Source organism: Bradyrhizobium sp. WSM1743, from assembly GCF_000473065.1.
Taxonomy (GTDB): domain Bacteria; phylum Pseudomonadota; class Alphaproteobacteria; order Rhizobiales; family Xanthobacteraceae; genus Bradyrhizobium.
The window spans coordinates 113,867-127,388 of sequence record NZ_AXAZ01000017.1 but is presented as its reverse complement, the minus strand read 5'-3'; the positions used below and the strand labels follow the sequence as shown (position 1 = coordinate 127,388).

Annotated in this window: 9 protein-coding genes; 4 read left to right on the top strand and 5 right to left on the bottom strand. The window is 65.9% G+C overall.

The genetic code is table 11. From position 1 onward, the window contains the following. The first annotated feature begins 24 nt into the window (after positions 1–24). A complete protein-coding gene (locus YU9_RS0114245; RefSeq protein ID WP_156951874.1) occupies positions 25–1,038 on the top strand; it encodes a hypothetical protein in 1,014 nt (337 codons plus the stop codon). Between the two features lies 1 nt (position 1,039). On the opposite strand, the gene recG is transcribed toward YU9_RS0114245, so the two are convergent. After that, positions 1,040–3,148: an ATP-dependent DNA helicase RecG gene (recG, locus tag YU9_RS0114240; RefSeq protein WP_027573449.1), complete on the bottom strand. Its 2,109-nt coding sequence runs from the start codon at positions 3,146–3,148 to the stop codon at positions 1,040–1,042. Positions 3,149–3,343: 195 nt separating this feature from the next. Here recG and YU9_RS0114235 point away from each other — a divergent pair, with 195 nt between their 5' ends. After that, entirely contained in the window at positions 3,344–3,634 is a 291-nt protein-coding gene (locus YU9_RS0114235; protein ID WP_027573448.1) for a succinate dehydrogenase assembly factor 2, read from the top strand. After that, positions 3,631–7,149 carry a transcription-repair coupling factor gene (gene mfd / locus YU9_RS0114230; protein ID WP_027573447.1) on the top strand — a complete coding sequence of 1,173 codons (3,519 nt, stop codon included), beginning with the start codon at positions 3,631–3,633 and terminating at the stop codon, positions 7,147–7,149. Before YU9_RS0114235 ends, mfd begins: the two co-directional genes overlap by 4 nt. 127 nt (positions 7,150–7,276) lie before the next feature. Here mfd and YU9_RS0114225 read toward each other — a convergent pair whose 3' ends face one another. From YU9_RS0114225 to YU9_RS0114215, 3 genes are all read right to left on the bottom strand, one after another. Then, on the bottom strand, positions 7,277–8,500 hold the full coding sequence (locus YU9_RS0114225; protein WP_027573446.1) for a hypothetical protein: 1,224 nt from the start codon (positions 8,498–8,500) through the stop codon (positions 7,277–7,279). Between the two features lie 85 nt (positions 8,501–8,585). Beyond that, positions 8,586–10,088, bottom strand: coding sequence for a class I adenylate-forming enzyme family protein (locus YU9_RS0114220; protein ID WP_027573445.1), 1,503 nt, complete (start codon positions 10,086–10,088; stop codon positions 8,586–8,588). Between the two features lie 4 nt (positions 10,089–10,092). After that, complete coding sequence (locus tag YU9_RS0114215; protein WP_027573444.1) at positions 10,093–11,934, bottom strand: extracellular solute-binding protein; 1,842 nt, start codon at positions 11,932–11,934, stop codon at positions 10,093–10,095. Between the two features lie 272 nt (positions 11,935–12,206). Here YU9_RS0114215 and YU9_RS0114210 point away from each other — a divergent pair, with 272 nt between their 5' ends. Next, positions 12,207–13,031: an invasion associated locus B family protein gene (locus YU9_RS0114210; protein ID WP_027573443.1), complete on the top strand. Its 825-nt coding sequence runs from the start codon at positions 12,207–12,209 to the stop codon at positions 13,029–13,031. 72 nt (positions 13,032–13,103) lie between these two features. Here YU9_RS0114210 and hspQ read toward each other — a convergent pair whose 3' ends face one another. Next, positions 13,104–13,436 (bottom strand): heat shock protein HspQ, encoded by a 333-nt coding sequence (hspQ, locus tag YU9_RS0114205; protein ID WP_008564941.1) that lies wholly within the window; start codon positions 13,434–13,436, stop codon positions 13,104–13,106. Positions 13,437–13,522: the final 86 nt, after the last annotated feature.

Below are 13,522 nucleotides of genomic sequence, written 5' to 3'. Positions count from 1 at the left end.
CGCACCCCGTTACCCGAAGCGGTCATGACCAAGGAAATTCCTGTTCATTGGGTTTGCCAAGCGTGCCGTCAAGCACCGGCTGCTGAGGACGTTCGCGACGATGATCCCGTGGAGCCGTACAGGCTATGTCACGAATGTGCCGATCGTCTGCGATATCGAGCGCTCCGGCCGATCGAATGGTTCAACCTTGCTGCTTTACATGGTTGGGCCAAATTCCTGCTGCATGACGATTTCTATGATCAGGACGGACGGGCCTGCCAACCGGACGTGGACGACGACGTAATCGATGAGAAGCACGCGCCCACACTGGAAATGTGCGCCCGATCGCTTGAGCGCTTGATCGATTTTTGCGTCACGCGCTGGCACCTCGGAAAAGAGGAATTTGAAGCGTTCAGGCCATTCCCCATCGGCACGGTTCTCGCAGCAATTGAGCACCGCGCCGATGCGGGCAATCGGCAGGTGTGGGAGACGATGGTCCAACTGTGTGCGAATGTCGTCGGCAGCCCGGCTGCACCATGGGTGCGCGCACAATTCAACAGAGCCTGGCGCGATGTATCGCTGTTCATCTGGGCAGAGGCGGCCGCAAAGTGCTTGCCGGCTCCTGAGGGACTTCACAAGACGATCGACGCTTTACAAGTGGTCCACGGCCGAGATTTGGAAAAACAAATGTCAGCCCTGTCGTGGTTTCGTGCGGCCGCGGTACTGGATTGGATCGAGGCCCATCTCCCGCCCCAGGACGTCGCTGCGTCCTGGGGGCAGCTTGCATCACTTTCCGATCTACATTGGAGCCGGGTTCAGAGCTGGCTTGCAAGCGGCCGTCCGCTCAGTCTTGTTGCGCTGGATGCGCTGGCAAGCTGTATTCCACGACAAGGCCAAGCGAGGATTTTGACTATCCTTGATCCCAAGCTGAAGGGGTGTGGGGATCGCTCGGTAATTGGACATGCTCTGCGCATCTATGAGGCCGAAGACAGCGCGCCTCGCGTCGCAACGAAGTGCAGCTTTATCATCCAGCACTTGGATAAACTTCGCGCCGAGTAGACTAGCCCGCGCCGATCAGCGGGATCGCCTCGTCCCGCTCATACAAATACAGCAGGCACCGTAGCGCCTCGCCGCGCTCGCCCTTGAGCTTCGGATCGTCCTTGAGGATGCGCAGCGCTTCGTCGCGGGCCTGGGAGATGAGCTGGCCGTGCACCTCCGGGCGCGCGATGCGGTAGCCGGGCAGGCCGCTCTGGCGCACGCCGAGCACATCGCCTTCGCCGCGCAGCTTCAGGTCTTCCTCGGCGATGCGAAAACCGTCGGTGGTCTCGCGGATCACCTTCAGTCGTGCCTTCGACATCTCGCCGAGCGGCTCGCCGTAGAGCAAGATGCAGGTCGAGGCCTCCGAGCCGCGGCCGATGCGGCCGCGCAGCTGGTGCAGCTGGGCGAGGCCAAAACGCTCGGCGTTCTCGATCACCATGATGGTCGCGGCCGGCACGTCGACGCCGACCTCGACGACGGTGGTGGCGACGAGGAGCCCGATCTCGTGGGCGGCGAACTGGCCCATGACACGGTCCTTCTCCGTGCCTTTCATCTGGCCGTGGACGAGGCCGACACGGTCGCCGAAGCGCTCTTGCAGGCTCTCGAAACGCTTGGTCGCGTTGGTCAGGTGCTCGGTGCCCTCGGCCTCGGATTCATCGACCAGCGGGCAGATCCAGTAGACCAGCTTGCCGGCTTCGAGCGCGCGGCCGACACCCTCCATGACCTCACCAAGCCTGCTCATGGCGACTGCGCGGGTGTCGATCGGCTGTCGGCCGGCCGGCTTTTCGCGCAGCTCGGAGATGTCCATGTCGCCGAAATAGGTCAGCACCAGCGTGCGCGGAATCGGCGTTGCGCTCAGCACCAGCACGTCGACGGCTTCGCCCTTGGATGTCAGCGCGAGGCGCTCGCGCACGCCGAAGCGGTGCTGCTCGTCGACGATGGCGAGCGCAAGATCATGGAAGATCACGTCGTTCTGGATCAGCGCATGGGTGCCGACGAGGAGGTCGATCTCGCCCTCGGCCAGCTGCGCGATGATTTCGCGCCGTTCCTTGCCCTTCTCCCGGCCGGTGAGGATGGCGACGCGCATGCCGGCGCGCTCGGCGAGCGGGGCGATGGTCTTGATGTGCTGGCGCGCGAGGATTTCGGTTGGGGCCATCAGCGCTGCCTGCTTGCCGATTTCGGCGACCGCGGCGGCAGCGAGCAGCGCTACGACCGTTTTGCCCGAGCCGACGTCGCCCTGGAGCAGGCGCAGCATGCGCACCGGCTGCTTGAGGTCTTCGGCGATCGCGGCCGCGGCGCCACGCTGGGACGGCGTCAGTGCATAGGGCAGGGCGTCGATGATCTTGTTGCGCAGGTGGCCGTCGCCGGCATTGCGGACGCCGGCCGGCCGACGCAGCTGCGCGCGGATCAGCGCGAGCGCGAGCTGGCCGGCCAGCAGCTCATCGAACGCGAGACGCGACCAGAACGGATGATCGGGCAAAATGTCCGTGAGCTCGACCGGCTGGTGCACGCGCGTGAGCGCTTGAACGATCGGCGGGAAGTGGCAGCGGCGCAGCACCTCCGGGCTGATCCACTCAGGCAATGCGGGGAGCTTCTGTAGCGCCTGCGCAATCGCGCGGCGGAGCGAGCCGAGCGCGAGGCCCTCCGTCAGCGGATAGACCGGATCGATGCCGGAGAGCTTTGCGATCGCCTCCTCGTCCAGCACGCGGTCGGGATGCACGATCTGCGGGATGCCGTCATACATCTGCAGCGTGCCAGAGACGAAGCGCTTCTCCCCCATCGGCAACAGCTTCTCGACATAGCCGGGCTTGGCGCGGAAGAAGGTCAGAACGACGTCGCCGGTATCGTCGCTGGCATAGACCAGATACGGCGCGCGCGCGTTGCGCGGCGGCGGCGGGCGATGGCGATCGACGGTGACCTCCAGCGTGACCATGGTTCCGACTGCGGCGTCGCGGATCTTTGGCCGGGCCCTGCGGTCGATGACCTTGCTCGGCAGGTGCAGCAGCAGGTCGACCAGCCGCGGCGTCTCGTTGCGGCTGAGCAGATACTGCAGCAGCTTGTCCTGCTTCGGACCGACGCCGGGCAGGCTGGTCACGGGAGCAAACAGCGGATTGAGCAGGCTAGGGCGCATCAGGCGAATCTAGGATCGTTTCGGCCCGTCATGCCCCGCTTTATGCCTGGCATCCACGTCTTTTTTCGTCCCCTGCGCTGGCAGCGGGCCAAAACAAATCAGGAGCCAAATCGAGGGCTGACACCGCCGGTCCGAGTGGCTATACCACCCCCGCCCGGCACGTCCGGGCTTTCTGCGTTTGACTGGATTTGAGACATGACGGGAACGACACGATCGAGCAGCGGGCTGGATGACCGCCGCAAGCGGCTTTTGTTCCGCTGCTGGCATCGCGGCACGCGCGAGATGGACCTGATCCTCGGCCGTTTTGCGGACGCCGAGATCGGCAACCTGTCCGAGCCCGAATTGACCGAGCTCGAGCGCCTGCTCGAGGTCAACGATCCCGATCTCTATGCCGCCATCACCGGCGACAAGGTGCTGTCCGCTGACGTCACCGGCGCGCTGTTTGCCCGCATCAAAGCGTTTCCGATCGCGGACGAAAACGCATGAAGCAGGGCATGAAATCTCCCGCCGAGCTGCTAGCGCCCGGCCGCGCGCTGACGCTCGCCAATGTTGCCGAAGGCGCCGAGGGCCTCGTCGTCTCCGATCTCGCCCGCGCCATCGCGGCACGCCCGAAGAAGCCGGCGGTCAGCCTCGCCGTGGTCTGCCGCGACGGGCCGCGCATGCAGCAGCTCGAACGCGCGCTGCAATTCTTTGCTCCCGATCTGCCGGTCCTGACCTTTCCGGCCTGGGACTGCCAGCCCTATGACCGCGTCTCGCCGCATGGCGGCATCCTCGCCCAGCGCCTGACCACGCTGGCGCGGCTCGCCTCGCTCACTGGCAGCGACAAGCCGCTGATCGTGCTGACGACGGTGAACGCCGTGGTGCAGCGCGTGCCCGCGCGCGAGCTTGTCGCCGCGCAGGCGTTGTCGGTCGCACCGGGCAATGTGGTACCGATGGACACCGTCGTCGCCTGGCTGGAGCACAACGGCTACAACCGCTCCTCCACCGTGCGCGAGCCCGGCGAATACGCTGTGCGTGGCGGTATCCTCGACCTCTTTCCAGCCGGCCTCGAGCAGCCGGTCCGCTTCGATTTCTTCGGCGACAGCCTGGAATCGATCCGTTCCTTCGATGCCGAGACCCAGCGCACGCTGCTCGACATGCGCTCGCTCGACCTCGTGCCGGTCTCCGAGTTCCAGCTCGTCACCGACACCATCCGCCGCTTCCGCATGGGCTATGTCGCCGAGTTCGGCGCGCCCGAGCGCGACGATGCGCTCTATGAGGCCGTCAGCGAGGGTCGGCGCCATCCCGGCATGGAGCACTGGCTGCCGCTGTTCCAGGACCGGATGGACACGCTGTTCGACTATCTGCAAGGTGCGGCCGTCGCCATCGAGCCGCAGGCCGAGGACGCCGTGCGCGAGCGCTTCAAGCAGATCCAGGACTATTACGAAGCGCGCCGCGATGCGATGGAGCATCCGGGCAGCGGCGCCATCTACAAGCCGCTGCCGCCCGATCGGCTCTATCTGACCGACGAGGAATGGACCAAGCGCCTGGGGGACATCCCGCTGGCGCGGCTGACGGCATTTTCGGTCCCGACCGACGGCACCAGTGTCGTCGATGCCGGCGCGCGCAAGGGCCGCGATTTCGCGCCGGAGCGCAACGACACCACCGTCAACGTGTTCGAGTCCGTCGTCAGCCACGTCATGGCGCTGCAGGCGCAGCGCAAGAAGGTCGTGATCGCGCTGTGGACCGAAGGCTCGCGCGACCGCATGACCTCGATGCTGCGCGACCACAAGCTCGCCCATACCACCAGCGTCAACGCCTGGCGCACGGTGCAGGCGACCCCGCGCAACGAGACAATGCTCGCCGTGCTTGGCCTCGAGAGCGGTTTCGAGACCGACGAGATCGCCATCATCAGCGAGCAGGACATTTTGGGCGACCGCCTGGTGCGGCCGCGCAAGGCCAGCCGCAAGCTCGACAATTTCATCTCGGAGGTGACGAGCCTTGCCGCCGGCGACATCGTCGTCCATGTCGAGCATGGCATCGGCCGCTTCATCGGCCTGCAGACGTTGGATGTTGCCGGCGCGCCGCATGACTGTCTCGAGCTGCATTATGCGGCGGAGACCAAGCTGTTTCTGCCGGTCGAGAACATCGAGCTCTTGTCGCGCTATGGCTCCGACCAGACGACGGTCGAGCTCGATCGTCTCGGCGGCTCCGGCTGGCAGACGCGCAAGGCGAAACTCAAGAACCGTATCCGCGAGATCGCGGGCGAGCTGATCAAGATCGCCGCCGCGCGCCATCTGCACGAGGCGCCCAAGCTGCCGGTGCAGCAGGGCCTCTATGACGAGTTCTGCGCGCGCTTCCCCTATGACGAGACCGAGGACCAGTTAGGGGCCATCGAATCCACCCTGAAGGACCTCGAGCTCGGCCGTCCGATGGACCGGCTGATCTGCGGCGACGTCGGCTTCGGCAAGACCGAGGTTGCGCTTCGCGCGGCGTTTGCCGTTGCGCTCGAAGGCAAGCAGGTCGCTGTCGTGGTGCCGACCACGCTGCTGGCACGCCAGCACGCCAAAACCTTCAACGAGCGCTTCAAGGGCTTTCCGGTGAATGTGGCGCAGGCCTCGCGCCTGATCGCGACCAAGGAGCTGAACCAGGTCAAGAAGGGTATTGCCGACGGTTCGGTCGACATTGTCGTCGGCACCCATGCGCTGCTCGGCAAGGCCATCAAATTCCGCGATCTCGGCCTCGTCATCGTCGACGAGGAGCAGCATTTCGGCGTCACCCACAAGGAGCGGCTGAAAGCGCTTCGCTCCGAGGTGCACGTGCTGACGCTGTCGGCGACGCCGATCCCACGCACACTTCAGCTTGCTTTGACCGGCGTCCGCGAGCTCTCGATCATCGCATCGCCCCCGGTCGACCGCCTCGCGGTCCGCACCTTCGTCGCCCCGCATGATCCGCTGATGATCCGCGAGGCGCTCTTGCGCGAGCGCTATCGCGGCGGCCAGGCCTTCTACGTGGTGCCGCGCATCGACGATCTCGCCGAGGTTAAGGACTTCCTCGACAAGAACGTGCCGGAGATGAAGGTCGCGGTCGCGCACGGCCAGATGCCGCCCGCCGTGATCGAGGACATCATGACCGCGTTCTACGACGGCAAGTTCGACATCCTGCTGTCCACGACGATTGTCGAGTCCGGCCTCGACATCCCCAACGCCAACACGCTGATCGTGCACCGCGCCGACATGTTCGGCCTCGCCCAGCTCTACCAGCTCCGCGGCCGCGTCGGTCGCTCCAAGCTGCGCGCCTACGCGCTGTTCACGCTGCCGGCGCAGCAGAAGATCACCGCGCAGGCCGAGCGCCGGCTCACCGTGCTGCAATCGTTGGAGACGCTGGGCGCCGGCTTCCAGCTCGCCTCCCACGATCTCGACATCCGCGGCGCCGGCAATCTCTTGGGCGAGGAGCAGTCCGGCCACATCAAGGAGGTCGGCTTCGAGCTCTACCAGTCGATGCTGGAGGAGGCGATCGTCAACCTCAAGGCCGGCGTCTCCGAGCCCGCCGCCGACCGCTGGTCGCCGTCGATCACCATCGGCATGCCCGTGCTCATTCCGGAGGATTACGTCAGCGACCTCTCGGTGCGGCTGTCGCTGTACCGGCGCCTCGCCGATCTCGACACCGAGGAGGAAATCGAGAATTTCGGTGCCGAGATGCGCGATCGCTTCGGCGTGCTGCCCGACGAGGTGCGTTACCTGTTCAAGGTCGCCGCGATCAAGGCGTTCTGCCGCCGCGCCAATGTCGAGAAGATCGACGCTGGCCCGAAGGGCGCCGTCATCGTCTTCCGCGACAATTCCTTCGCCTATCCCGATCGCCTCGTCGGCTTCATCCGCAGTTACGGCCAGGCCGCCAAGGTGCGGCCCGACATGAAGGTGGTGTTCCTGCAGGATTGGGAGACGCCGGAAGAGCGCCTCGTCGGCACCACGGAGATCATGCGGCAATTGGCGCAGCTCGCCGAGAGCAAGAAGGCGGCGTAGGAGGCACCAGCCTCACCACGTCATTGCGAGCGTAGCGAAGCAATCCAGAAATGCGTCCGCGGAGATAGACTGGATCGCTTCGCTTCGCTCGCAACGACGGTGTTTGTTGCGATAGCGCGCGAGAAAACTACGACGCCGCCCTTGATGCGTCCGCCGACAGGCGCGCCAGCAGCGACCTTGCGGTATCCGACGGCGACAGCGAGTCCACGCTGACGACGGGATCGCTGCGCATCTCGTGCTTGCCGTTGGAGGTGTGCCGCATCACGGCCGACAGCCGGCGGGCGATCATGTGCGCGGTGCGGAAGTCGGTCTCGGCGAACACGACGATGACCGAGCCGTCCTTCTGCGCCGCGCCAAAATCCATCTGCCGCATCAGGCGGCTCAGGATACGCGCAGCATCTAACTGAGCGCGGGAATTATTGGGATCGAAAGCGAAGCGGGCGACCGATAGGCCGCCGCCGCGGGCGAGCGTCTGCTCGACCGCCTTGGCAAAATCGCGGGCGAAGGCTTCCACCGTGAGCAGGCCACTGCGCGGATCGATCCAGCCGCCGGCATCGATCGAGCGCAGCGTGCGGCTCAGCTGCGCTTCCATGGCGTGCTGGCGGATCAAGGGCAGCGCGTTGGCGGCGACCTTGGCCGGCTCGCCCTGGATCAGCTCGAGATTGGGCAGGTCATAAGTTTGCGTCAGCTGGTGCGCGGTGACGACCACGGGCAGGCTGCGGAAGCGGGTGTCCTCCGCGAGCACCGTGAGGAAGGCATCGGTCACGCGCGCGGTAAAACCTTCGGCGAGCACGACGCCGTCGAGGTCGCGGGTGTTGAGGTGTTTGGCGGCGGCCTCGATCGAGAGCGCACCGACCACGCCGACGCGCTCACCCAGCGCGACGGAGAGCGCAGGATAGGCCGCGCCGCGACCGATCAGCAGCACGGTGGCATCGCGTGCGGGATCGCCCTCCGGCAGCGCGACCTTCGCTTCCGGCAGCCGGCGCAGCACCGTTGCATGCAGTGTGCGTACGCGTAGCGCGGCACGGAGCCGCGCGATCAGGCGGTCGGGATTGCCGCCGCGCGAGGAGAAGGGCAGGGCGTTGTGCGGCAGCATGCCCGCCGCATCCAGGATCACGAACGGAAGGTAAGGCGATTGATCGGCAATCTTCTTTGCAAGCGCCGCCACATGCGGCTCGTGTCCGGCAGGCATCGCAGCGAGAACCGCGGCCGGCTGCACCGCTTCGACGGCGCGCGCCGCGTCGGCCCAGTCGGTGTCGACCACCGGAAAGAGCCGGGCCTCGTCCAGCGCCGCCACGAAGGCGGGGCGGTGGGCATCGGACACAAACAGGATCGGGCCCGCCTGGGACATCAAAAGACTCAAGATCACGCAACAGATGCCGCGCAATCTAGTTTGGCCGCCTTAATGCTGCGTCAACGCAAGCGCCGAAACTGTCTCAAGCCGGCCCGGAGCGGTCGCGAAAAGCCTCGACCATCAGGGGGTTAAGCCCGAGCTCGCTGAGCGCCTCGCGGGCGCGGGCATTGTCCTGGGCCCGCCCTGCCAGCCGGTGGCCGGAGAGGCGGTCGGGCAGCGCGGTGAGCAGGGCGCCCTGGCCGAGCCGGCGCGCCCATTCCTGGAGATCGTTGGAGAGAAAGCGGTAGCCGCCGACCGCCATGATGCCGGAAGGCGGCGCGGTGATGCAGATGGCGCCGCTGGCACGGTCGAGCCGCGCCGCATAGCCGGTGTCGACATAGTCGCGCGGCGGCTGCGCCGTCAGGCTCTCGCCGACCGGCTGCGGCGGGGCGTACGCCGCGATCGGCACCATCGCGCCGCGCAGGCCGAGCGTGCCCTTCGGCGTCAGCAGGATCTCGCCGGCGATGGAGGAGCCTGACTGCTCGCGCGGGGCGCCGTGCGGTCCCGGCATCACCGGCACTGGCATGCCGTCTTCGCCGCGGCGAGCGCCGAACAGTCCGGCCTCGCCGAACAGGTAGACGTCGGTCAGCGGCGCATGCGGCGCGATCCAGGCATCGCTTGCCGCCACCTGCTCGGGCGCGCGCCACAGGCCGATGACGTTGCGCAAAGTGGGCATCCGCGCCGCGAGGTCGGAATCGCCGAGGCGCAGCGCGAGCTGCGCCGGCGCGATCAGCACCTCGCATTCATGCGCGTTGATCTGCTGCTCCAGCACCTCGTTCTCGAACGGGTGATGCAGTGCCAACGTGCCACCCGAGAGCAGCCACACCGCGAGCGAGGAGGCGAGGCCCGCAAACGACATCGGCGTGAACGCCGCCATCACGGTCGCGCCCTGCTTGACGTCGGCTTCGAGCGACATCGCAAGACCGCCGGCGATCAGGCTGAAATGCGGCCGCGGCACCGGGCGAAAGCCCTCCGCGGTGACGTCGAAGGAGATCATCGCCGCCTTGCGGCCGTCCTGGATCACGGCGCGCGTGGTGCCGGGCGGTCGGGCCAGGACGTCGTCGAGCGAGGCCATGCCTTCGGGCAGGTCGCCTCCGAAGCCGTAGACATGACGGATCGAGAAGGCTTCGGCGGCGGCGTGCATCGCGAGGTCGGCATAGCCGACGCCGTCGACCGTGCTCATGGTAACGATGGCGCGCGCCGCGGTGCGGTTGAGCGCCGCGGTCAGTTCCGCGTGTCGCCACAGCAGCGGCAGCACGGCGACGACGAGGCCGGCACGATGGGCGGCGAGCACGGTGAGCACGAACTCGACCGTGTTGGGCAACTGGATCGCGATGACGGAATTGGCCGGCAGGCCCGATTCGACAAAGTGTGCCGACAGCGCCTCGATGGCCGTGTCAGTCTCGGCATAGCTCATCCGCCGCGGCTGGTGCCCGGTCACGCGCGCCTTGTTGAGGGGATCGAGCAGCGCGGTTGCGTGCGGCTGCCGCATCAGCGTGCGCTGAAACAACGTGTCGAGCGTCGGCGATACGGCTGGCTGGTTCACGGCGTCACTTTGCTTGATGAGCTTGCGGCTGCCCCTTCGCCCACCAAGTCTCCGGCAAATAGCCTGAGAGCGAGGTGGCCTTGGGCCGTTCTATCCGATTCCAGCGCGCGATCCATTGCTCCGATACGTTAAACAGCGGGATTGTATAGAAGCCCGCGATCAGGGCGCGGTCGAGCGCACGCACCGCCGAAACGAAATCCGTATGTTCACGGGCCTCGAGCAGGGCGCCGATCATGGCGTCGATGGCTGGATCCCTGGCGCCCATGTAGTTGCGGGTGCCCGGATTGTCGGCGGCAGCGCTGCCCCAATAGAAATACTGCTCGTTCCCGGGCGAGAGCGACTGGTCCCAGCGGTTCTGGATCATGTCGAACTCGTAAGCCAGCCGGCGCTGGTCGAACTGCACGGGATCGACCGAGCGCACGGTCGGCTCGATGCCGGCGCGCCTGAGGTCGCGCTGGAACGCGAGCGCAATGCGCTCCTGGTCGCGGGTCGTGACCATGATCTCGAAGGTGAAGGGCGCCTTGGTCACGCGATTGCGCAGCACGGTGCCGTCGAGATCGTAGCCGGCCTCCGACAACAGTTCTAGCGCGGCACGCAGGGTGGTGCGGTCGCGCCCGGCGCCGTCGGTGACCGGCAGGCGGTAGCTGCCGTCCATGATCTCGGGCGGGATCTGCGCGGCGAATGGCTTGAGCAGTCCGCGCTCGCGCGCATCCGCAGGGCGCCCATAGGCCGACAGCTCCGAGCCGGCGAAATAGCCGGCAACGCGCGAATAGAGCCCGAAGAAGTAATTGCGATTGACCAGCTCGAAATCGAACAGCAGCGTCAGCGCCTTGCGCACGCGGATGTCGGCGAAGATCGGACGTCGGGTGTTGAACACCAGGAATTCGGAAGGTTGCGGCACGCCGGGCTTGATGGTGTCGCGGATCACCTCGCCGCTTCGTGCGGCCGGAAAATCATAGCCGTCGTGCCAGCGCAAGGGCTCGTTCTCGACCCGGAAATCGTAGAGCCCGCGCTTGAAGGCTTCGAATTGGCCGTTGGCCTCGCGAAAATAATCGAGCCTGATCTCGTCGAAATTGTAGAGGCCGCGATTGATGGCGAGGTCGCCGCCCCAAAAATCGGGATTGCGCGTGAGCGTCACGCTGGCGCCCGGTTTCACCGCGGTCACGCGATAGGGGCCGGAGCCGACCGGCGCCGTCAGCGTTGTCTCCTCGAAGGTCGCTACATCGACCGCGTGCTTCGGCAGGATCGGCATCAGGCCGAGGATCAGCGGCAGCTCACGGTCGTTGGCGCCGGTGAGGTCGAAGCGGACGGTGAGGGGATCGGGCGACTCGGCCTTGGCAACTTTGGCGTAGTATTGCCGGTGATTGGGGCGACCGTGGTCGCGCAGCAATTGCCAGGAGAATAGCACGTCCTCCGCCAGTACCGGCTTGCCGTCGGAGAAGCGGGCGCGGGGATCGAGGCGGAACGTGACGAAGGTCCGGTCATCGTCGGTTTCGACGGACCTGGCGAGCAGGCCATAGAGCGTGAAGGCCTCGTCCTGGCCGCGCGCAAGCAGGCTCTCGACCACGTAGTTGCGCACCGGCTGCACGGCCAATCCCTTCACGATGAAGGGATTGAGACTGTCGAAGGTTCCGAGAATGCCCCAGGTCAGCCGGCCGCCCTTGCGGGCGTCAGGATTGGCGTAGGGCATGTGGGTGAAATCGGCGGGCATCGCCGGCTTGCCGTGCATGGCAATGGCATGGGTCTCCTCGGCCCGGGCGCCTGCCGAAAGTCCGGTGGCCGCAACAAGGGCGAGGGCGCAAAGGCGGACGCCGGAGCCCTCGAGAAGGCGCAGGAACATGAACATCGGCACACGGTGATTCGAGCGGTGATTCGAGGACCGGCGGGCCTGAATCCTATCACAAGGAATTTCACTGGGGGCAGCGGGGGATGTGGTCAAAGACGCTTGTCGGCATTGATCTTTTCGTCGGCCACGTTAAGAAGGCACCCAATCGCGCAAGAGCGTCGAGCCCGTCACTTATCCGCCTCAATTGACGGGGAGAGAGCCGCGCCCAAGGCGGCCAGGTTCGGCGCTTCGGAGCGGTTCGGGCACTTCCCGTTCAGAAAGGGTTTTCCGCAATGAATTTTCGTTACTTGGCCGCGTCCGTCCGGCCGCGCGGGCGACTTCTCGCCCTGTTGACGGCGACGGCGTTGGCCGTTCCGTTTGCCGCCGAGGCCCAAGCTCCCGCACCGGCGCCTGGCGCGCCCGCGCCCAAGGCAACCCCGGCTCCGAAGGCCGCTCCGAAGGCTGCCCCCAAGGCTCCGGCGCCCGCAGCGTCTCCGCAGGCCCAGCAGGCTCCCGCCCAGGGCGCTCCGGCGCAGCAGGGCGCAGCTCAGCCCGCTGACCAGCAGATCCAGCTGATCTACGCCCCCTGGACCAAGTTCTGCCTCAAGGGCCAGGATGCCAACGCCAAGCAGGTCTGCTTCACCGGCAAGGACGGCCGCATCGAGTCGGGTCAGCCGGTCATCGCGGCCGTGATCATCGAGCCCGAAGGCGAGCCCAAGAAGATCCTGCGCGTGACGCTGCCGCTCGGCATGCAGCTGGTTCACGGCACCCGCATCATCGTGGACAGCAACGCGCCGCTGCAGCAGCCCTATGTGATCTGCTTCCAGAACGGCTGCATGTCCGACTACGAAGCCACGCCCGAGCTCATCAACAACATGAAGAAGGGCCAGAATCTCGTTGTCCAGGCGATCAACGCCAACGGCGCGCCGCTGACACTGCCGCTGCCGCTCGCCGGCGAATTCCAGAAGGCCTATGACGGTCCGCCGACCGATCCGAAGGTGTTCGAGGAAACCCAGAAGAAGCTCCAGGAAGAGCTTCAGAAGAAGGCCGAGGAGCAGCGCAAGAAGCTCGAGCAGCAGGGCACGCCTGCCGGCGCATCTCCGGCTGGTCAGAAGTAATCACATCCCAAACATGAAAAAGGCGCTCGGTTCGAGCGCCTTTTTTTGCTGCCTCATTCCTGACGGCGAATTTCAGTTCAGCGACGGATTGCGCGGGCGATAGCCGCCGGCCTTGTCCTTGATGAAGATCTCCGCGACCTGGGAATGCCGGACCGGCTCGCCGGAATCGTCGGGCAACAGGTTCTGCTCCGAGACATAGGCGACGTATTCCGACTCCGCGTTCTCCGCGAGCAGATGATAGAACGGCTGGTCCTTGTGGGGCCGCACCTCCTCGGGGATCGAAAGCCACCACTCCTCGGTGTTGTTGAATTCCGGATCGATGTCGAAGATCACCCCCCGGAACGAGAAGATCCGGTGGCGAACGACCTGTCCGATCTGGAATTTCGCGGTCCGCGCTTTAATCATCCCCCGTCGATAGACCAGGATTGTGGCCGATGCTAGTGCCCTCATCTGGAATTAACCTTCGTTTCCGGGGCGGATAGCTCCCAAGA